We start from the raw sequence: 21432 nt of genomic DNA, 5'->3' as shown, positions 1-21432 counted from the left end.
GCCGGGCAGGGGAGAGCTCGCAGTCGGAGAGATGCTGCGCTGCCCGCGCATGACAGCGTCCGCGAAAATGAGACGCTTGGATATTGGCGGCTGGGGCTTTGATCGGCAGCTTTCCTGCAGGCGCCCGCGAGGGGCGCGTTAGGAGACGCACATGAGGAAGGTCCGGCGTGGTTGCCGGACTCTCTCTTCCGCGTCGCAGGGAGGAACAACAATGCGCAAGTCTTTGCTTGGCGCCGTCGCGGTGGCCGCCCTTATGCTGCCCGGCGCAGCTCTCGCCCAGAGCGGCACCATCAAGATCGGCATTCTGGTGGCGCTGGAAGGCGCCTTCGCGACCGGTGGCCAGGATGGCGTCCGAAATGTCGAACTGGCTCTCAAACAGGTGAACAACACCATTGCCGGCAAGAAGATTGAAACCGTCGTCGCTCCGACGGATACCAAACCCGACACAACGGTCCGTATGGCTCGCAAGCTTATTGAGCAGGACAAGGTCGACTTCATCATCGGCCCGCTTTCCGGCTCGGAAGGCATCGCCATGCGCGACTTCGCCAAGACCATCCCCGACAAGGTAGTGATCAACGGCATTTCCGGCGCGCTCGAGACGACATGGGTCGATCCCGCCCCGAACTTCTACCGCTTCAACCTCGACGGCTCGCAATGGGGTTACGGCCTCGGCGGCTACGTCGTGAAGACGAAGGGCTGGAAGAAGGTGGCAACGATCGCAGCCGATTACTCGTTCGGCTACACCAACTTCATGGGTTTTGCGGTGGACTACTGCAAGTCGGGCGGCGACATCGTCCAGCGGTTCTGGCAGCCGCTCGGCCAATCCGATTTCGGCGGGATCATCGCGCAGCTGCCGGATAATGTGGATGCGATCTATCTGGGCCTTGGCGGCACGGATGCGATCAACTTCCTCAATCAATACCAGCAGGCCGGTGAAAAAACCCGCCTGATCGGCGGCACCATTATGGCCGACCAGACGGTTCTGACGGCGAAAGGTAAAGCGAAAGACGTGCTGAAGGGCACGCCGACCTCCGGGCCCTTCGCTGCCGACAATACCGACCCGGCATGGACCTCGTATGTGAAGCTCTATCAGGACAGCTTCCCCGCCGCCCAGCGCCTTCCGTCGCCGTCGCTATTCGGCCTGGGCTACTACGTCGCCACGCAGGCCGCCATCAAAGGGCTCGAAGCGGCCGGGGGCGATCTGTCGAACGGGCAAGCAAAGTTCAAGGAAGCGCTCAACAAGCTTCAGCTCGACAGCCCGATCGGCAAGATCACGCTGAACGAAAACCGGCAGGCGACCGGAACGGTCTTCGTCAACGAAGTGGTCGACGGACCGGACGGCAACCTGACCAGCAAGATGGTGGCCAAGACCGAGAACGTGAACCAGACGCTCGGCATGACGACGGCTCAGTTCAAGGCCCTGGGGCTACCTGCGCGCGACGCGGTTGACTGCGCCAAGCTGCGCGCGGGCGGCTGAGCGCGCCTGCCCCTGATGTCATCTTCGGTGGCCGGCGTTCTCAGCCGGCCACCGCTTCCTTCGGGAATTCCGCCATTGCGGACTCCATGCGGCGGAAACGCCGGGAGCGTCTTTCGATGACTCTCATCGACTATCTCACGCGCACCCATTTCGCAGAAGCTGCGATCGAGGATGCGCTTCCCGAGGAGGTGGGGCCGCTCGCTCGGGCGCTGGTACTCGTTGACAACGAGCCGGGAAGCGCGGCCGTTTGCACGCGCGTGCGGGAGTCACTCGGCCAGACGGCGATCAGCCTGGCGCGGACCGATCGTGCCAGCCCTCATGGAGAAGCAACCCTCAGGATTCTGAGCGCCATGAGCGACATCCGGACAGGCACGCTCATCGCCGTGGGTGGATCTGCCGCCATCGGGCAGGCGCGGCTCGCTGCGGAACATGCATTGCGGCGCGGCGAACGCCTCACGCTGATCGCGGTTCCTGCCGGCCTTTGCGATTTCGGATTAGCGCGGCGGGTGCGCCTGGGGCAGGGCCAGCCGGTCACCTGCCCGCGCCCCGACCGGGTGATCGCCGATCCGACGGTGCTTGAGGGAGCGTCCTCACGCCGCCTCGCCGCCGCGGCCATGGAGGTGCTGGTCCATGCCATCGAAGCCTATGCCAGCCCCGTCTACCATCCGCCGGCAGACGCGCTTGCGCTGGAGGCCACAAAGCGGCTCACCCGGTGGCTACCCGTGGCGCTTGCTTCGCCCGGTCACCGGGAAGCGCAGCGCGAATTGATGGCCGCGGCATTGACGGCCGGGCTCGCGCTGGAAAAAGCAGTTGGCGGGGTCGATGCGCTCGCGCATCCGATCAAGGCTGAACTTGGACCCGGCGTTCTGCAGGGCGATCTCCATGTGCCATTGATGGCGGCCATGGCCGACTTCAACACCGAAGCCGTCGGCGATCGATACGCCACCATGGCCGAAACCTTCGCCAGAACAACGCGGGAGCCGCACTTCAGCACCGCAATCGGAGCTTTCGCCCGCGCCATCGGCCTGCCGACCTCCTTGCGGGAGATGGGCATCAATCCGGCTCAGTTCGACCGCTTTGCGGAAATGGCAGCGAACGACCCCGGAGCCCTTGCCAATCCCCGACGGCTGACCCCAGGCGACTGCCGCCGCATTCTCGAGGCCGCCTGGTGAGCACGAACCAGCAGCACCCTGCGCGAGGCAGACGGCCTGTACGGGTGGCGGCCGGGGCAATTTGCCTGTTGTCACAACGCGATCTCCTTATACATTCTTCCATAACCGCGCACAAAGATGGGCGGGGAGGAAACCGATGAGTATTGCTCACGCGGTCGCACATGGTGCGTTCGGGCGCGCTTGCCTCTATGAGCTGGATCGGCCGATGGTGCCGCATGCCCATCGCGAGGGGCACCTGATCTTTCACGTCAGCGGACCGGTCGCCAGCGTGGTTGTTGATGGCAAGGCCCTGCCGCTCACACCCCTCAGCGCAACGGCAATCAGCCCATGGCAACCGCATTATTTCGCGCCGATTGACCGCCGGGAATCAACGCTGACGCTCGTTCTTTACATCCGCCCGGGCTGGTTTGTTGAGGCGAGCCACACGGCCTTCGAAATCCTGCGCTTCGGCCGCTCAACCGTCGAAATGAGCGACCACATCACCCGGCTCGTCCTGGAAACCGCACGGCTTCTCGCCGACCATGGCGGCTGCGATGGCTCTTTCGAAGACCGGCTCAGTGCCCTCACTCAGGCGGCCTTCGATCAAACCTGGCAGTGGACGAGCGCGGCTGACAGGCCGGCGGCCCATTGCTCGGGACTGCGGGATTTCCGCCTGCGGCGCGCGATCAGCCTGCTGAGCGAGAGGCTCGGCGAACCCGTCGACCTTGCACAGATTTCGCGGAACGCCGGGCTTTCGCGCCCGCATTTCTTCAAGCTGTTTCGCGAGCAGATGGGTCTGCCCCCTACGATCTTCCTCAACGCGCTGCGCATGGAGCGCGCGATCGATCGATTGGCCGGGGGCACGGAAACGGTTTCCGAAATCGGGCTTGATCTCGGCTTTGCGACCCCGGCGAGCTTCTCGCGGTTCTTCATCGCCAATGGCGTCGTGCCGCCGAGCGCCTACCGGCGCAGCGTTGCGGGTCTCACACACTGAAAAGAGGTGCTGCACTCCAAAGAAGAGACGTTCGGGCTAGAGAAAAGACGTTCGGGAAAGGACAGGCCGGCAACTTCCATCTAGCCTTCATTCCAACGGTGGCGAAGTCCGCCACGGGAAGCTGTTGGGCCGTTCTGAGATGGACAATTTCATCAAGCGCTATCCGCTCTGGAGCCTGATTTTTTTCCTCTTGGCCGCAGCGTTCCTGTGTCTTGTGTTCGCCCCCTGGCCCCCCGAACTGGTGGCGGTTTGGGGCCGCAAGCAAATCTTCCTGAATGCCCTTTTGGGCGGCATCACGCTCGGCGCGCTCTATTTCCTCGTAGCAGCCGGCTTCACGCTGATTTTCGGCCTGATGCGCGTCGTCAATCTCGCGCATGGCTCATTGTTCCTGATCGGCGGATATGTTGGCTACGAGGTCGCGACCGCCTCGGGTTCGTGGCTGCTGGCATTTCCGATTGTGTTCATCGTCGTGGCCCTGATCGGGCTCTTGATGCAGTTCTTCATCTTCTCGAAAATGGAAGGCGAAGAGCTCCGCCAGACGCTGGTCAGCATCGGGCTTTCGATCGTGTTTGCCGACCTCATGCTCTGGTGGTGGGGCGGACAATCGTATTCGATCCTCGCTCCGCAATTCCTGCAGGGGCCGATGGAACTGCCCCTCGTGAGCAACATCAACGACGCGACCGGCGTGGTCACCTGGCTGCGCTACCCGTCCGTGCGCGTCTGGATCCTGGTCGCGGCCATCGTGATCGGCATCGCGATGTGGCTCGTTTTGAACCGCACCGCGCTTGGCATGCTGATCCGTGCGGGCGTGGACGACCGCGAGATGCTGGCCGCGTCCGGCGTGCGCATCCACATGGTGTTTCTGGCGGTGTTCGGCTTCGGTGCCGGGCTTGCCGGTATTGCGGGGATCATCGGTGCCACGTTCCAGTCGCTGTCGCCAGGCGAGGACACGCGTTTCCTGCTGGCGAGCCTCGTGGTGGTGATCGTCGGAGGCATGGGGTCGATCGTCGGCGCGGCTTTGGGCGCGCTGATCATCGGGGTGGCCGAGCAGATGGGGTTTGTCTACGCGCCGACCTATTCGATCGTTCTCACCTTCCTCATCATGGCGGCGGTGCTGGCGTTTCGGCCGCAGGGCCTTCTGGGAACGAGGCGATAGGACATGTCGGTTTCCGATCAAGCCGCTCGCTTCGCCAGCCCCGTCGACCAGCGGATGTGGTCCGAGCGCATTCCCGCCCCCTGGTGGATCTTCGGGTTGATCCTGCTGTTGCTGCCGATCGTGGCCAACAATTTCTGGCTGTTCCAGATCATGGGCTGGACTTTCATTCTGGGCATGATCGGACTCAGCCTGATGTTCCTCGCCGGCTATGGCGGAATGGTGAGCCTGCTGCAAATGTCGATTGCGGGATTGGCCGGCTACATGGTCGCCATCCTTGGGCCGTCCGGCGCGGCCAATGTCAGTCTCGGCCTTTCCTGGTGGATCGTGCTTCCGGCCGCCTTCCTGATCGCGGCCCTTTTCGCGACGATATGCGGCGCGCTCGCCGTTCGCACGGATGGCATCTACACGATCATGATCACACTCGCGATCGCGGCGGCCTTTTTCTATTTCACACGACAGAACTACTCGGTCTTCAACGGCTATTCCGGGTTCAACCTCGTGTTGCCGCCGCGGCTTTTCGGCGTGAACTGGCGCGATCCCCTGCCATTCTACTACCTCACCCTCGCCTGCGCCGCTCTTTGTTACGGCGCAGTCGTCTATCTCGCGCGCTCTCCCTTCGGGCTCGCCCTTCAGGGCGTGCGCGACAACCCGCGCCGCATGGCGGCACTGGGTTTCAACGTGACCGCCCATCGCGTGGCGGCCTACGCCCTGGCGAGCGTTTTCGCCTCCACGGGCGGCATTCTTCTGGTCTGGCAGAATGCGCAGATCGCGCCGGGCACGATCGGTATTTCTTCCGCGATCGATGTGCTCGTGGTCGCGGTCGTCGGCGGGATGCGCCGTCCGCTCGGACCGTTTATCGGCGCTTTCATCTACGTGTTGCTGCAAGTGTTCTCGACCGACATTCTCGGTTTTTTCGGGTTCTCGGCGGATCGCTTCAAGCTGATCATCGGGATCGGCTTCTTGGCGATCGTGCTGTTCTCACCGGATGGTGTGCTGGGCCTGTGGGATCGCTGGCGCGCGCGGGTTGCGGCGCCCAAGGCCGAAACGACGGGAGGCGGGGCATGAACGCGCCCGTCGTATCTTCCCGGATGAATTTGCCCGGGGCTGGCAATGCCAGCTCCGGCAATGCGCTGGAACTGCGCGGCATCACCAAGATGTTCGGCGCGCTGGCCGCAATCTCGGACGTGACGCTTTCGGTGAAACCGGGCGAAAGGCGGGCCGTTCTCGGCTCGAATGGCGCGGGCAAGACCACGCTGTTCAACTGCATCACCGGGGATTTTCTGCCCACAGCGGGCCTGGTCCGGTTTTTTGGCGAGGATGTGACGGTCTTCCCGCCCCATGAGCGCATCCGCCGGGGCTTGCGCCGCACCTACCAGATCTCCTCGCTCTTCACCGGGCTGAGCGTGATGGACAATATCTATCTGGCCTGCTGCGGTGTTTCGCGAAACCGTTTCTCGCTGGTCCGGCCCCGCCCCGACGATGCACTCGTGCAAGCAGCGGAAATACTGGTCGAGGCTGTGCACCTGACCGGCGATAAGGACCGCTTGGTCGGCGAGCTGGCCTATGGCCAGCAACGCCAGCTTGAAGTTGCGCTGGCGCTATCAGGCGCGCCGCGCTTTGTGCTGTTCGACGAACCTGCGGCAGGGCTGTCGCCGACCGAGCGCGCCGATCTGGTGACGATCTTGACCTCGCTGCCGGCGCATATCGGTTTCATCATCATCGAACACGACATGGATGTCGCGCTGCGTGTCGCCGAAAGCGTGACGATGATGCACAACGGCCGGATCTTCAAGGAAGGCCGGTCCGACGAGATCGAATCCGATCCGGAAGTTCAGGAGCTTTATCTCGGAGGCGGTCATGCCCACCACTGACCGCCGTCAGCAGTTGCGTGGCACGCTGCCGGCGCTCCAGGTCAGCGGGCTGAACCTGTATTACGGCCGCTCGCACGCGCTGCAGGGCGTCGATCTGACTTTGCAGGATGGTGTGCTCAGCCTGGTCGGCCGCAACGGCATGGGCAAGACCTCGCTGTGCAAGGCGATCATGGGCCTGGTTCCGGTCTCGAGCGGCTCGATCAGTGCGTTCGGCGAGGAACTGGTCGGCCGTTCCACCACCGACATCGCCCGGCTCGGCATCGGCTACGTGCCGCAGGGCCGGCGGCTGTGGCGGTCGCTGAGTGTCGACGAGCATCTGCGGCTGGCGCAGCGCGGGCCGCGCGGCGGCTGGACGCGGGAGCGGGTCTACGACACCTTTCCGCGGCTTGCCGAACGCAAGAACAACGCCGGTTCGCAGCTCTCCGGCGGCGAGCAGCAGATGCTGGCGATTTCGCGGGCGTTGCTGCTCAATCCGCGGCTCCTGATCATGGACGAGCCGACCGAAGGCCTCGCACCTGTCATCGTCGCTCAGGTCGAGGACATGCTGGTGCGCCTGAGCGAGGAAGGCGACGTCGCCATCCTCGTCATCGAGCAGAACATCGGCGTGGCAACCGAGATCTCCGAAACGGTCGCCATCATGGTCAACGGCCGGGTCAACCGCGTCATCGAGGCGGCGCGGCTGGCAGCCGATCGCGACCTGCAGCAGCGCCTGCTCGGCGTCGGCCGTCACGGCCATGAGGAGATCGAACCAGCGCCTGCGGCCGCGAGCGCACCCGGCGGCCGCCGCGCGCCGGCGCCGACGCGCACCGATGCGCCGATCAGGGTCTATCTGTCGAACCCGGTGCTGCCGACCCGCTGGAGCGCTGATGTTGCGGCGGCGCGGATCGAGGCGTCCGCGCACACCCTGACGCGCATGCCCGTCGTCGCCGCGACCGCCGCATCCGACCGCAAGGTCGGGCGCAGCATAGGTGGTCTCAACGAGCCGTTCGTCGCCGTGGCCGGTACGCTCGATACCAAGGGCGAGGAGCTGCGCTTCATCGCCGACATCATCAAGGCGGCGGGCCTGCCGGTGAAGTTGATCGATCTGTCGACCACGGGCCGGATCTCCGGCGCGGACGTGCCGCCGCTGGAAATCGCACTGCATCACCCGCGCGGTTCCGCCGGAGTGTTCAATGCCGACCGCGGCGCGGCGGTGGCGGCAATGGCGGAGGCTTTCGAGACCTGGGTGAAGGGCAAGTCCGGCAGCGACGGCGTCAGGCTGCTCGGCCTGATTTCCGCCGGCGGCTCCGGCGCTACGGCGTTGGCGACGCCGGCGATGCGGGCGCTGCCGGTCGGCGTGCCGAAGCTGATGATCTCCACCGTCGCGTCCGGCAACACGCGGGCCTATGTCGGGCCCTCCGATATCATGATGATGTATTCCGTCACCGACGTGCAGGGCCTGAATGCGATTTCGCGACAGGTGCTGGCGAACGGCGCGCAGGCGATGGCCGGGATGGCGAGGGCGCGGCTGGAGGCGAGCAAGGCGCCGCCGCCGCGCCGCCACGCCGGTGACGACCGCCCGCTGGTCGGCCTCACGATGTTCGGCGTCACCACACCCTGCGTGCAGCAGGTCACGAAACTGATCGGCGACGACTACGAATGCCTGGTGTTCCACGCCACCGGCATCGGCGGCCAGTCGATGGAAAAGCTGGTCGATGGCGGCCTTGTGCCGGCGGTGATCGACGTCTCGACCACCGAAATCGCCGACCTGTTGTTCGGCGGCGTGTTTCCGGCGACCGAGGACCGGTTCGGCGCCATCATTCGCACCCGAATTCCTTATGTCGGTTCGGTCGGCGCGCTCGACATGGTCAATTTCGGCGCGCCCGACAGCGTCCCCGAGCGCTACCGGACCCGGTTGCTTCATCAGCATAATCCGCAGGTCACCCTGATGCGGACACAGCCCGACGAAAATGCCGCGATGGGCCGCTGGATCGGCGAACGGCTCAATCTGATGGAAGGCCCGGTGCGCTTCCTGCTGCCGGAGGGTGGGGTTTCGGCCCTCGACGAGGCGGGCAAGCCGTTCTTCGACACCGCCGCGCGCGAGGCGCTGTTCGGCGCGCTGGAGGCGAGCGTGCGGCAGACGGCGTCGCGCCAACTCGTCCGCGTCCCGCATCATATCAACAGCCCGGCGTTTGCGGCGGCGCTGGCGCAGCATTTTCGCGCGCTGCAAGGCGCACGGCCGCGCGCACGCGCCGCGGGCCGGTAGGGGATCACAGCATGGCAGCGATCGATCGGCAGGCTCTTCTCTCCAGGTTTCACGACATGATCGCGCGCGGCGAGCCCATCGTCGGCGGCGGCGCCGGCACCGGGCTATCAGCCAAATGCGAGGAAGCCGGCGGCATCGACCTGATCGTGATTTACAATTCCGGCCGCTTCCGGATGGCCGGGCGCGGCTCGCTGTCCGGCCTGATGCCGTACGGCGACGCCAATGCGATCGTGATGGAGATGGCCGCCGAGGTGCTGCCGGTCGTCAAGAAGACGCCGGTGCTGGCCGGCGTCTGCGCCACCGATCCATTCCGCAGCATGGACCGCTTTCTCGACGAGGTAAAAGCCGCGGGCTTTTCCGGCGTACAGAACTTTCCGACGGTCGGGCTGATCGACGGCAGCTTCCGTATCGGGCTGGAGGAAACCGGCATGTCCTACGCGCTCGAGGTCGAAATGATCGCGCTGGCCGGAGCCAAGGGCCTGTTGACGACGCCCTATGTGTTCTCGGCCGACGATGCCGCGGCGATGGCGGGCGCGGGGGCCGACATCATCGTCTGCCATTTCGGGTTGACCGCCGGCGGCGCGATCGGCGCGCGGACCGCACTGAAGCTGGAGGATGTTCCGGCCATGCTGGACGCCTGGGCGGCGGCGGCGCTCGCGGTGAAACCTGATGCGATCATTCTCGTGCATGGCGGTCCGGTGGCAGAACCCGCGGACGCCGAATTCGTCATCAAGAGCTCGCGGCATTGCCACGGCTTCTACGGCGCCTCCTCGATGGAGCGGTTGCCGGTCGAAGTCGCGATCCGCGAGCAGACCCGGAAATTCAAGGCCATCAGCCGCAGCTGAACGGACCATGCGACAGCACTTTGTGAAGGGAGAACAGATATGTCAGGCCAGCTGATCGGAGCGCTCATTCTCTGGCTGATCGTCGCGATCGTCGTGATCGCGATCGTCGTCTATCTGGTGAACTGGCTCTATCGGCGCTCGTCGAAGGAGGCGGCGTTCGTCCGTACCGGTCTTGCCGGCGAGAAAGTGGTGATCGATTCCGGCGCCTTCGTGCTGCCGTTCATCCATGACATCACGCCGGTGAACATGAACGTGCTGCAGATGCGGGTGCATCGCGGCCAGGACGACGCCATCATCACCCGCGACCGGATGCGGGTCGACATCGACGCCGATTTCTACGTCCGCGTCCGCGCCACCGCCGAAGCGGTGTCGCTCGCGGCCTCGACGCTCGGCCGGCGCACCATGCAGCCGGAGACGCTGCACGAACTGTTGTCCGGCAAGTTCGTCTCGGCGATCCGCTCGGTCGCCTCCGAGATGACGATGGAGGACATGCACGAGCAGCGCGGGGTCTATCTCGCCAAGGTCAAGGAGGCCGCCGCCGAGGCGCTGGCCAAGAACGGGCTCGAACTGGAATCGGTTGCGCTGACCAATCTCGACCAGACCGACCTGCAATATTTCAACGCCTCGAACCGCTTCGATGCCGAGGGCCTGACCCATCTGATCGAGCAGATCGAGGGCCGGCGCAAGGCGCGCAACGACATCGAGCAGGATTCGATGATCCGGATCCGCTCGCGCAATCTCGAGGCGGAGAAGCAGTCGCTCGAGATCGAGCGCGAGAGCGAACTGGCGCGCCTTGAGCAGCAGCGCGACGTCGAGGTGCGCCGCGCCGTGCAGCGCGCCGAAATCGCCCGCGAACGTGCGATGCGCGACACCGAGGCCGAGCAGGCCCAGATCAACGCGCGCGAGGAAATCGAGAAGTCGCGGATCGGCAATGAGCGCGCCATCAGCGAGGCAAGGATCGCATCCGAGCGCGACGTCCGCCAGCGCGAGATCGAGCGCAGCCAGACCGTCGACCAGGCCGAGATCGCCGCGCGCGAGACGGTGGAGAAGGCGCGGATCGCCAACGAACAGCTGATCAAGGAGGCCCGCATCACCGCCGACCGCGAGATCCGCGAACGCGAGATCGAGCAGTTGCGGGCGCTGCAGGCCGCTGAAATCGCCGCGCGCGAATCCACCGAGCGCGCCCGGATTGCGCAGGAAGCGTCGGTCAGCACCGACCGGATCGCCAACGAGCAGCGGATTTCCAGCCTCGACATCGCGAAGCGGCGGTCGATCGAGGAGGCGGACATCGCCGCGCGGCTCGCCACCGAAACCGCTGAAATCGCCCGCAACAGCGCGATCATCGCCAGTCGCCTCGCCGCGGAGGAAAAGCGGCTGGCGCGCGAGATCGTCCGCGATCGTACCGTCCAGCAGGAGACCATCGCGGCGAAGGAGTTGGTGGAGTCCGCCCGCATCGTCCAGGAGGAGCGGGTCCGCGCGCTGACCATCACTCGGAACCAGGCGATCGACGAAGCCGAGATCGCCGCGCTCCATGCGGTCGAGGCGGCCCGGATCGCCAACGAGAAGGAAATCGCGGCGCGTCGCATTCTCGCCGAGCAGGAAACCCGTTCGCAGGAGATCGCGCGGACGCAGACGCTGGAAGGCGCCGAGATCGCCGCGCGCGAAGCGACCGAGACCGCCCGCATCGCACAGGAACAAGCGGTTGCCGCCTCGCGGATCGCGTCCGATTTCGAAATCCGCAGCCTCGATATCGATCGCGCCAAGGCGATCGAGACCGCCGAAATCAAGAAGCGCGATGCGGTCGAGGTCAGCCGCATCGAGGCCGAGCTTGCGATCGACAAGGGGCGGATCGCGGCGTCGAAGAGCCGCGAGGTGCTGCAGATCGATCAAAAGAAGACCGTCGAGATCGCCGAAGAGGAGCGCGTCATCGCGACCTCTGCGCGGAAGATCGAGCGGGTTGATTCCGACCGTGCCGTGCGCGCAGCCGAGATCAATGCGCGCCAGGAGGTCGAGAAGGTCGACATCACGCGCGAGCGCGAATTGGAGGTGGCTCGGCTGGAACGCCGCAAGGCGCTCGAACAACTCGATATCGCGCGCAACCAGGCGCTGCAGGAATCCGAAATCGCGGCGCGCGAGGAGATCGAACGTGCGCGCATCGCCTCCGAGCGTGGTCTCGACGAGGCCCGTGTTGGCCGCGATCGCGACCTGCGCAAGCTCGAGGTCGATCGCGAACGTGAGGTCGAGAGCGCGGTGATGGACAAGGCGATTGCGATTTTCGAGAAGTCGCTGCTGGAATCCGCCGCCCAGGTGAAGGCGGAGATGGCCAAGGCCAAGGCGGTGGAGGCCGAGGAGATCGTCAAGACGGTGCGCGAAAGCGAGAACGCCAAGCGGCGTACCGCGGTCGAAGTCATGCTGGCGAGAAAGAACGCCGATGAGAAGCGAATTGGGGCCGAGGCCGATGCGATCCGCGCCGCGGTCGACGCGGAAGCGCAGAAGCTGCTCTACGAGGCCGAGAATGCGCTCACCGACGAGGCGCGCTACGGCCTGTTCCGGCGCCGGCTGCTGGATCGGATCGAGGGCATCGTTCGCGAAAGCGTCAAGCCGATGGAGAAGATCGAGGGCATCCGCATCCTGCATGTCGACGGGCTCGGCGGCATGGCCGGCAATGGCGGCGGCAGTTCGCGCACGCCGACCGACGAGGTGATCGAATCGGCGCTGCGCTACCGGGTGCAGGCGCCGCTGATCGATCAGGTGCTGAAGGAAATCGGGATCGAGGGCGGCAGCCTCGCCAAGATGGGCGGGCTGATGCGCGAGGCCAGCGACATGCAGCGTGTTGGCAAGGAAGCCCAGCCGCCCAGGCCAAAGGACGACGGATCGGTCCCCGCAGGCGCTGGACCCGACGAGCCCAGGCCGTCCGGTCGCGGCGGCAAAGGTAAGGGCAAGGAGTAGTCGATGGCCCGCGTCTACGTATCCAGTGTCATCAACGCGCCGGCCACCAAGGTCTGGGCGCGCGTGCGCGACTTCAACGGCCTGCCGAATTGGCATCCCGGTATCGCGGAGAGCCGGATCGAGAACGGCGAGCCGGCCGACAAGGTCGGTTGCGTTCGTGCGTTCGCGCTGCGCAATGGCGACCGGCTGCGCGAAAAGCTGCTCGGCCTGTCGGACTTCGACATGGTCTGCACCTATTCGATCCTGGATTCGCCGATGCCGCTGACCAACTACGTCGCTACGCTGCGGCTGACCCCCGTCACCGATCAGGACCGCACCTTCATCGAATGGAGCGCCGATTTCGACTGCGCACCGGAGCTGGAAGCAGACCTGGTCGGCGGCGTCGGCGGCAATGTGTTCCAGACCGGCTTTGACGCGCTCAACCGCGCCTTCGGAGCCTGAGTCATGCCGCGGGTGGTTCGCAGCACCATCATCGACGCCCCGGTGGAGCGGCTGTGGGCGGTGCTGCGCGACTTCAACGGCCATGAGTCCTGGCATCCGATCGTCGCCAAGAGCACCATCGAGCGCGGCTATCCGTCCGACAAGATCGGCTGCATCCGCCGCTTCACGATGCAGGACGGCGCCGAATTGCGCGAGCAACTGCTGGCCCTGTCGGATCTGGAAATGACCTTCAGCTACTGCCTGCTGGAGACGCCGATTCCGCTGTTCAACTACGTCGCCCATGTCCGGCTGCTGCCGGTCACCGACGGCAATCGGAGCTTCTGGCAATGGGAAGGCCGGTTCACCACGCCGGCCGGGCGCGAGACGGAGCTCGCCGACCTCGTGGCCAACGACGTCTATTCAAATGGCATCGCGGCGGTCCGCCAGTTGCCCGAACTCGCAGGTTAGGAAACGCCATGCCCGTCAATGTGCGCATCGTGCAGGGATTGCAGGAAGCCGCTGGTATCCTGGCCAGCGACCGCGGCGCGCAATTGCTCGGCGGCGGCACGCTGCTGGTGCGCGATATCAACGAAGGCGTGATGACGGAAGGCACGTTGCTGCGCGCGGTCGATCCGGCGCTGCTGGCGATGAACACCGGCGGTGCACGGGTCGAACTCGGCGCCGGCGTCACCATGGCGATGGTGCTGGCCAGCCGGGACCTGTCCTATCTGCACGCGGCGGCGCGCGGCATTGGTGGCCCCGCGGTGCGGACCACGGCGACCATCGGCGGCAATCTGTTCGCCGCGACGCCCTATGGCGATTTCACCACCGCGCTGCTGGCGCTCGACGCCGTCGTCACGCTGCATGCCGGTTTTGGCGGCGCGCGGGTGATGCCGCTCGAGGAGATGCTGGCGAACCGGGCGCGGGGAGGAGTGGGACTGGTCGCTTCGGTCGGCTTCAGCCGCCCGGCCGGCGCTGATGCGTTTCGCTTCGTCAAAGTCGCCCGCGTGCGGCCCAAGGGCGTCTCGGTGCTGTCGATCGCAGCGCATCTGCCGCAGAACGGCGGACGGATCAGCGGCGCGCGGATCGCCTACGGCGCGATGGGGCCGACGCCGCTGCGCGCCAAGGCGGTCGAGCGTGTGCTGGAAGGCCGCAGCCTGGACGCCGCCACCATTGCTGCAGCGAAGACCGCGGCGCTCGAGGGCACGCAGCCCGCGACCGATGCGATCGCCTCGGAATGGTATCGCCGCGAAGTATTGCCTGTGCATCTCGGCCGGCTGCTTGCCGGCGAGACATCCTGAAGGAACGCAGAATGGCCCGGATGCCTGTACAGTTTCGTCTCAACGGCTCGGATCGCGCGGTGTTCGTCGAGCCCGCGGAAACGCTGCTCGGCACCATCAGGCGCGGGCTTGGCGATTTCGCCCCGAAGTTCGGTTGCGGCCAGGGCACTTGCGGCGTCTGCACCGTGCTGGTCGATGGCGAGCCGCGGCTCGGCTGCCTCACGCTCAGCGTGACCTGCGAGGGGCGATCGATCGAAACCGCGAGCGGGCTCGCGGATGGGCCGACCCTGCATCCGCTGCAGGCCGCCTTCATGGAGCATTTCGCCGCGCAGTGCGGTTTCTGCACGCCCGGCATGCTGATGGCGGCGAAGGCGCTGCTCGACCGCAATCCGAATCCGACACGTGTCGAGGTGGTCGAGGCGATCGCCGGCAATGTCTGCCGCTGCACCGGCTACGAGCCGATCATCAACGCCATCCTGGCCGCCGCGCACCAGCGCGGCGTCCGCCGCGCCTGAGGAGGTCCCGATGCTGGAGTTTCGCAAGGATCTGTTCGCCGACGAGCGCGACGACAATCTCAACGTGATCGGCAAGGGCGAGCAGCGCCAGGACATGCTGGGCCATGTCACCGGCCGCACCCGCTTCTTCGACGATCACGGCTTTGACGGCCTGCTGCATCTGAAGGTCGTGCGCTCGCCGCACCATCACGCCCGGATCCGGAGCATCGACGTGACAGCCGCGGAGCGCGCGCCCGGCGTGAAACGCGTGATCCGGGGACAGGACGTTCCGCTCAACAAGAACACGCTGCTCAGCCTGATCGATTTCGGCAAGGACGACGAGCCGACGCTGGCCGTCGACAAGGTGCGCTACAAGGGCGAGCCGATCGTCGCGATCATTGCCGACAGCGAGGCGGAAGCCCTGGCCGCGGTCAAGCTGGTTCGGGTCAGCTACGATCCGCTGCCCACGGTGTTCGACGTGCAGGAGGCGCTGAAGCCGGGCGCGGTCGTCGTCAACGAGACCTATCCGGGAAACTATTTCGAGTATCACGACAAATACGACCATCAGAAGCTGCGCTTCGGCGATGTCGAGGCGGCGTTCCGCACCGCCGATCACGTGATCGAGGAGCGTTACCAGATGTCGCCGATCGAGCACGCCTCGACCGAGACCAACGGCACCATCGCCGCGCCCGAAACCAACAACCGATACGTCGTGCATTCCTGCGCGCAGGGCCTGTTCTTCTCGCTCGGCACCACCGCCAAGATCCTTGCGCTGGAATCCAACCGGCTGCATTTCATCGGCGGCACCGTCGGTGGCGGCTTTGGCGGCAAGGTGGACTCGCTGACCGAGCCGCTGGCGGTGCTCGGCGCGATCCTCACCGGGCGTCCGGTCCGCTATGTGCTGGGGCGCGAGGAGGAGATGCAGTTCGCCTCGCCACGCGGCGCCGAGCGGCACGTCATCAAGGACGGCGTGATGCGCGACGGCCGTATCGTCGCGCGGCAGATCACCTCCTATTTCGATGCCGGCGCCTACACGCGGTTGACCAGCTATGGCGTGGTCAAATGCGTCGCGCACATGCCGGGGCCCTACACGATCCCGAATGTGCGCGGCGACGCCTATTGCGTCTTCACCAACCGCGTGCCGGCCACCGCGATGCGCGGCTTCGGCGTCACCGGGGTGGACTTCTCGATCGAGGTGCAGATGGACAAGCTGGCGCATCTGGTCGGTATCGACCCGATGGAGTTCCGCATCCTCAACGCCTATCGCGACGGCGACATGAAGGCGCATGGGCGCGTCGCCCACAACACCGCGCTGATCGAATGCGTGCAGGTCGTGGCGCAGAAGGTGAACTGGCCTTTGAGCGAGACGGCGCGGCGCGCTTCGTCGCTGAGCGGTGGCGGCGGCCCGCGCGCGGCTATACCGCCCACGGTGACCGATGAGAGCGGCCGGATCGGCCGGCCGGAGACACGGCAGGCGCCGCCACAGCTGACGCCGGGCGCGGCACCGCTGCCGGCCCATCAGCCTCGGCCCGCCGTGCCGGTCTATCAGCCGCCGCCGGCGCATCAGCCGGCGGCCGCGCTGCCGAATTATCCGTCGCAGCCAGCCGATGCCGCGCCGTTGCCGGCTCCGGCGCCGCCGGCTCCGAATGCGCCGGCGCCACCCCAGCACGGCGCGGCGCGGTTCTCGTCGGTGTTCACACGGAGGCGCTGAGATGGCACGGCATCAGGGGCGCGGAATGGCGTCCATCAACTACCCGATCGGCATGAATCTCGGCGGCGATCCCAGTCAGGCGCTGGTGCATGCCAATCCGGACGGCAAGTTCACCGTGGCGCTGTCGGCGATCGATCTCGGGCAGGGCATGAAGCAGGTCAGCCGGCAGATCGCGGCAGAGACGCTGGGCGTGCCGATCGAGGACGTCTATGTCGACACCGCCGACAGCGACACCGGTCCGCACGACATGGGCTCGTTCGCCTCGCGCGGCACGCATCGCGTCGGCAATGCGGTGATCGTCGCGGCAAAGGAGGCGCGCGGCGTGCTGCTCGAGGCGGCCGCCGAGGAGCTCGAGGTCAATGCCGACGATCTGGTCACCGACGGCAAGGGCAACATCCACGTCCGCGGCGCGGCGTCGAAATCGATTACCGTCAAGGCGGCGTCGCAGGCGGCGCAGTTCAAGCAGGGCAAGACGATCTCCGGCCGCGGCATCTTTCTGATCCCGCTTTCGACGGTCAATCCGGAGACCGGGGAGATGTCGCCGGTCACTGCCTATGCCCATGCTTGTCTCGTGGTCGATCTGGAGGTCTGCGACGAAACCGGTGACGTCAAGGTCAACAAGCTGACCAGCGCCTATGAACTCGGCCGCGCGCTCAATCCGAAAATGGTCGAGCAGCAACTGGTCGGCGGCGCCTGGATGGGCATGAGCCACGCGCTCTACGAGACGCCGGAGCCGTATTATCCAAGCCCCGAACATGGCGGCCGCGACTACAACGAATATCTGATGCCCGGCCCCGGCGACATCGCGCCGCACGACATCACGGTGCTGGAGCGTCCGGCGCCGGACGGTCCGTTCGGCGCCAAGGGACCCGGCGAGATGTGCGCCAATCCGGTGCTGCCGGCGGTCGCCAACGCGATCTTCAACGCCATCGGTGTGCGGATCGATACACTGCCGATCACGCCGGAAAAGATCCTGCGCGCATTGAAGGCGCAGGGCGGCGCGCGGCCGCAAGTCCGGCGCGCATAGGGGGCATCGGGATGGCGGTGCGCGGAAGTGTTGGTGGGATCGATCGGCCGCAGAAACTGGCCGAGGCGCTGCGCGCGGCCTATTACCTCGCCGATGACGGCTTTGCCACGGCCGGCTACCTCGCGCTCGCGCTCGGCAAGCCGCTGCTGCTGGAAGGCGCGCCAGGTGTCGGCAAGACCGAGGCCGCCAAGGCGATCGCCGGAATCATGGGGCGGCAGCTGATCCGGTTGCAATGCTACGAGGGTATCGATTCCGCCGCCGCGCTGTATGAGTGGAACTACCCGCGCCAGATGCTGGCGATCCGCCAGGCCGGCGACGAGCCGATCGACATCTATCGTGACGATTTCCTGATCGAGCGGCCGATGCTGGCGGCGTTGCGCCGGCCGGAATCGACCGTGCTGCTGATCGACGAAATCGACCGCTCCGATCCTGAGTTCGAGGCGTTCCTGCTCGAATTCCTGTCGGATTTCTCGATCTCGATCCCGGAGCGCGGCACGCTGCGCGCGCATGAACGCCCGGTGGTGATCCTGACTTCGAACCGTACCCGCGATCTGCATGAGGCGCTGCGGCGGCGCTGCGTCTATCACTACATCGCCTATCCGGATCCGGAGCGCGAGGCGCGGATCATCATGATGCGCTCGTCCGCCGTCGCCGAGGCCACCGCGCGCGCGATCGTGACGGCGGTCGGGCGGTTGCGGCAGGAGCCGCTGACCAAGCCGCCCGGGGTCGCCGAAGCGATCGACTGGGCGGAAGCGTCGACGCTGCTGGCGAAAACCGGCGCGCCGTGGCCGGACGCGTTCCGGCGCGCGATCGGCGTGGCGCTGAAGGACGAAGAGGATCTCGCCTTCATCGCGCCGCGGCTCGACGCCATCATCGCGGAGATCGCGGCATGACGGTATCAGCTCTGCCGCGCGCGGCCCGGCCGCTGCTGGATTTCATTGCGCTGCTGCGCCGCAACGGCTTTCGGGTAGCGCCGGAACAGGGCCTGGCCTTTCTGCGCGCGATCGAACTGCTCGGCCCGCGCGATATCGAGGACATCCGCCGCGCCGGCGTCGCCACGCTGGCGCCGCCGTTCGAGCGACAACCCGATTTCGACATGCTGTTCGATATGCATTTTCTCGGCCTTGCCGGTGTGCTGTCCGATCAGGTCGCCGAAAGCGACGAGGAACTGGAAGTTCAGGACGATGGCGCCGGATATGACGCGCCGCTATCGGACAACGTCAACGAAACCGGGCAGGCGGCGACCTCCAGCGAGGCGCTGTCGCGGCGCGCGCTGCGGCCGGACGACGAGAGCCAGCAGCTGGCCCGTTTCAGCCGGCAGCTGCCGGCCCGGCTGCCGCGCCGCCGCGGCTATCGGATGCGCTCCGCAAAGCGCGGCGGCGGCTTCGACCTGCAGCGCTCGCTGCGGGACGCCATCCGGACCGATGGCGAGATCGTCCGGCTGCGCCGCCGCGAACGCCAATTGCGGCCGCGCGCCATCCTGCTGCTGATCGACGTGTCGGGCTCGATGAAGGCGCGCTCCGACGCACATCTGCGCTTCGCCCATGCGCTGGTCAACGCAGCGCCGCGCGTCGAGGTGTTCACGTTCGGCACGCGGCTGACGCGGCTGACCCGCGCGCTGCGGCTGAAGAACCGCGAGCAGGCGCTCGCCGTCGCCGCCGACCTCGTGGCCGACTGGGACGGCGGCACCCGGATCGGCGACGCGCTGGCCGCCTTCCTCGCGGTGCCGCGCTTCGCCGGCTATGCCCGCGGCGCGCTGGTGCTGGTGCTGTCCGACGGGCTCGAGCGCGGCGACCCGGCCCAGATGATCCGCGCGGTCGGCCATCTCGCCGCGCGCGCCTGGCGGATCGACTGGCTGACGCCGCTTGCCGCCGCGGCCGATTATCGCCCGGAGACCGCCGCGCTGCGCGCGGTGCTGCCGATGCTCGACAGCGTCGCCAACGGCGCGACGACGGAGCGGCTGTGCCGGCATGTTCTCGATCTCTCACGACGGAGGGCCGCCCGATGAGTCAGCCTGCGTCCGGCTGCGTCGATGCGCATCATCACATCTGGCGGCAGCAGGATCTGCCCTGGCTGCTCGGGCCGATGCAGCCGCGGATCTTCGGGCCCTATGAGCCGATCCGCCGCGACTACACCATCGCGGAATATCTGGCGGATGTTTCCGCCGCCGGCATCACGCGATCGGTTTACGTGCAGGCGAACTGGGCACCGGCGCGCTTCCTCGATGAGGTCCGCTATGTCAGCGACGCCGCGCGGGAAACCGGCTGGCCGCACGCCATCGTCGCCTATGCGGATTTCACCGCGGAAGATGTGCGGTCGCAACTGGAGCAATTGGCGGCGTTCCCGCTGGTGCGCGGCGTCAGGATGCAGCTGCACTGGCACGACAATCCGCAATACCGCTTCGCATCGGCTCCGGACCTGGCACGCGATCCGACGCTCCGGCGCAACATCGCGCGATTGAGCGAATATGGCTGGGCCTTCGATCTGCAGGTGTTCGCGCCGCAAATGGCTGGTGCGGCCGAACTTGCCGATGCCTGCGCCGGCGTCAGTTTCGTTTTGCAGCATGCCGGCATGCTGGAGGATTTGTCGCCGGCCGGCCTTGAGAGCTGGCGCGCCGGCATGGCGCTGCTGGCGCAGCGGCCCAACGTCGTGGCGAAGCTGTCCGGCCTCGGCACGTTCCTGCATCGCAACGACCCGGCGCATATCGGTTTCGTGGTCAATGAGACCGTGCGGCTGTTCGGCGCCGGACGCTGCATGTTCGGCTCGAACTTTCCGATCGAAAAGCTCTGGACCCGCTACGAGGCGTTGTTCGATGCCTATCGCACGGCGACGCAGACGCTATCCGTCGCGGACCGGCAGGCGATCTTTCACGACACCGCCGCCGGGATTTACGGGCTGGCCTGATCTTAGAGAACAACACGATCCAACGAGGGGAAACAATCACATGGCGCTCGAAATCAAGATCCTGGACTACGGCGACATCGAGCTGGAATCCAGCTTTCTCGTGCTGGGACGTGATTGTGGGCGCACCAGGCGGGTATACACATACGGCTTCCTGATCCTCGGAGGGCCGTGGCCGATGGTGGTCGATACCGGCTATCGGCACAACCAGATCATGGAAAGCCTCGGCATGCGCGGGCTGCAGCATCATGAGAACATGATCGAGAACCAGCTCGCCAGGCATGGCGTGAGGATGGGCGACGTGCGCTACGTCATGCACACCCATCTCCACATCGATCATGCCGGCAAGGACGAGCTGTTCCCGATGAATACGACGGTCCTGCTGAATCGGCGCGAACTGGAGTATTCGGTCTCGGGCCTGATGCATCCGCAATATCCGGCGCCTGACATCAAGCATCTGATCGACCGGCTGCACACCCGCCATGCGTTGCGTCTCGAGGATCTCGAACTGTCCGGCCCGATCGAGGTCTGCCCCGGCGTCACCATCGATGCGGCGGGCGCCCACACCGAGGGCTCGATGAACATCCATGTCGAGACCGCCGAGGGCCGCGCCACCATATGCGGCGACGTGATCTACGATTTCAACGACCAGATTGTGAATCCTTTCCACGAGCTGCATCACAACGAGCCGCGCACGACAGGCAATCACGGCAACACCAAGCGTGAGGAGAAGGCCGCGATCAAGCGACTGCTTTCCGGCTCGCGCTTCCTGCTCCCGGTGCATGACAAGCCTGCCAGGATCGAGCACGGCCAGGTCGTGGCGCGCCTCGACATGGCGGTGCCGGGACCGACCGTGCAATCGCTGCCGGCACGCAATTGGTTCGCGGCGTGAGCGGCGGTTTCGGAGACAT

Annotated in this window: 19 protein-coding genes; all 19 read left to right on the top strand. The window is 66.1% G+C overall.

What is annotated here, in order from left to right:
- Window positions 1-211: 211 nt before the first annotated feature.
- On the top strand, window positions 212-1477 hold the full coding sequence (locus tag JQ567_RS00510) for an ABC transporter substrate-binding protein (protein WP_212437182.1): 1266 nt from the start codon (window positions 212-214) through the stop codon (window positions 1475-1477).
- A 116-nt stretch (window positions 1478-1593) separates the two neighbouring features.
- Window positions 1594-2649, top strand: coding sequence for an iron-containing alcohol dehydrogenase (locus JQ567_RS00505; protein WP_212436993.1), 1056 nt, complete (start codon window positions 1594-1596; stop codon window positions 2647-2649).
- 205 nt (window positions 2650-2854) lie between these two features.
- Window positions 2855-3622 (top strand): AraC family transcriptional regulator, encoded by a 768-nt coding sequence (locus JQ567_RS00500; protein WP_212436992.1) that lies wholly within the window; start codon window positions 2855-2857, stop codon window positions 3620-3622.
- Between the two features lie 139 nt (window positions 3623-3761).
- The gene (locus tag JQ567_RS00495) at window positions 3762-4778 is read left to right on the top strand and encodes a branched-chain amino acid ABC transporter permease (protein WP_212436991.1); all 1017 of its coding nucleotides are present in this window, start codon (window positions 3762-3764) and stop codon (window positions 4776-4778) included.
- Window positions 4779-4781: 3 nt separating this feature from the next.
- A complete protein-coding gene (locus JQ567_RS00490) occupies window positions 4782-5843 on the top strand; it encodes a branched-chain amino acid ABC transporter permease (protein WP_212436990.1) in 1062 nt (353 codons plus the stop codon).
- 23 nt (window positions 5844-5866) lie between these two features.
- Window positions 5867-6649: an ABC transporter ATP-binding protein gene (locus JQ567_RS00485; RefSeq protein ID WP_212437181.1), complete on the top strand. Its 783-nt coding sequence runs from the start codon at window positions 5867-5869 to the stop codon at window positions 6647-6649.
- Window positions 6636-8894, top strand: coding sequence for an ABC transporter permease (locus JQ567_RS00480; protein WP_212436989.1), 2259 nt, complete (start codon window positions 6636-6638; stop codon window positions 8892-8894). The genes JQ567_RS00485 and JQ567_RS00480 overlap by 14 nt, the downstream gene beginning before the upstream one ends.
- A gap of 11 nt (window positions 8895-8905) precedes the next feature.
- Window positions 8906-9739, top strand: coding sequence for a phosphoenolpyruvate hydrolase family protein (locus tag JQ567_RS00475; protein ID WP_212436988.1), 834 nt, complete (start codon window positions 8906-8908; stop codon window positions 9737-9739).
- Between the two features lie 39 nt (window positions 9740-9778).
- The gene (locus JQ567_RS00470; protein WP_212436987.1) at window positions 9779-12688 is read left to right on the top strand and encodes a flotillin family protein; all 2910 of its coding nucleotides are present in this window, start codon (window positions 9779-9781) and stop codon (window positions 12686-12688) included.
- A 3-nt stretch (window positions 12689-12691) separates the two neighbouring features.
- Window positions 12692-13129 carry an SRPBCC family protein gene (locus JQ567_RS00465; RefSeq protein ID WP_211995586.1) on the top strand — a complete coding sequence of 146 codons (438 nt, stop codon included), beginning with the start codon at window positions 12692-12694 and terminating at the stop codon, window positions 13127-13129.
- Between the two features lie 3 nt (window positions 13130-13132).
- Window positions 13133-13576 carry an SRPBCC family protein gene (locus tag JQ567_RS00460; protein WP_212436986.1) on the top strand — a complete coding sequence of 148 codons (444 nt, stop codon included), beginning with the start codon at window positions 13133-13135 and terminating at the stop codon, window positions 13574-13576.
- A gap of 8 nt (window positions 13577-13584) precedes the next feature.
- A complete protein-coding gene (locus tag JQ567_RS00455; protein WP_212436985.1) occupies window positions 13585-14409 on the top strand; it encodes a xanthine dehydrogenase family protein subunit M in 825 nt (274 codons plus the stop codon).
- Between the two features lie 11 nt (window positions 14410-14420).
- Window positions 14421-14903 (top strand): (2Fe-2S)-binding protein, encoded by a 483-nt coding sequence (locus JQ567_RS00450; protein WP_212436984.1) that lies wholly within the window; start codon window positions 14421-14423, stop codon window positions 14901-14903.
- Window positions 14904-14913: 10 nt separating this feature from the next.
- On the top strand, window positions 14914-16593 hold the full coding sequence (locus JQ567_RS00445; protein ID WP_212436983.1) for a xanthine dehydrogenase family protein molybdopterin-binding subunit: 1680 nt from the start codon (window positions 14914-14916) through the stop codon (window positions 16591-16593).
- Window position 16594: 1 nt separating this feature from the next.
- Window positions 16595-17620 (top strand): xanthine dehydrogenase family protein molybdopterin-binding subunit, encoded by a 1026-nt coding sequence (locus JQ567_RS00440; RefSeq protein WP_249165137.1) that lies wholly within the window; start codon window positions 16595-16597, stop codon window positions 17618-17620.
- An 11-nt stretch (window positions 17621-17631) separates the two neighbouring features.
- Window positions 17632-18513: a MoxR family ATPase gene (locus JQ567_RS00435; protein WP_212436981.1), complete on the top strand. Its 882-nt coding sequence runs from the start codon at window positions 17632-17634 to the stop codon at window positions 18511-18513.
- Window positions 18510-19628 carry a VWA domain-containing protein gene (locus JQ567_RS00430; RefSeq protein WP_212436980.1) on the top strand — a complete coding sequence of 373 codons (1119 nt, stop codon included), beginning with the start codon at window positions 18510-18512 and terminating at the stop codon, window positions 19626-19628. Before JQ567_RS00435 ends, JQ567_RS00430 begins: the two co-directional genes overlap by 4 nt.
- Window positions 19625-20524 (top strand): amidohydrolase, encoded by a 900-nt coding sequence (locus tag JQ567_RS00425; RefSeq protein ID WP_212436979.1) that lies wholly within the window; start codon window positions 19625-19627, stop codon window positions 20522-20524. The genes JQ567_RS00430 and JQ567_RS00425 overlap by 4 nt, the downstream gene beginning before the upstream one ends.
- Before the next feature lie 40 nt (window positions 20525-20564).
- A complete protein-coding gene (locus JQ567_RS00420) occupies window positions 20565-21413 on the top strand; it encodes an MBL fold metallo-hydrolase (protein WP_212436978.1) in 849 nt (282 codons plus the stop codon).
- The last annotated feature ends 19 nt before the right edge of the window (window positions 21414-21432 follow it).

Source organism: Bradyrhizobium sp. AUGA SZCCT0431, from assembly GCF_018131065.1.
Lineage (GTDB): Bacteria > Pseudomonadota > Alphaproteobacteria > Rhizobiales > Xanthobacteraceae > Bradyrhizobium.
This window is presented reverse-complemented; position numbering and strand designations above follow the sequence as displayed.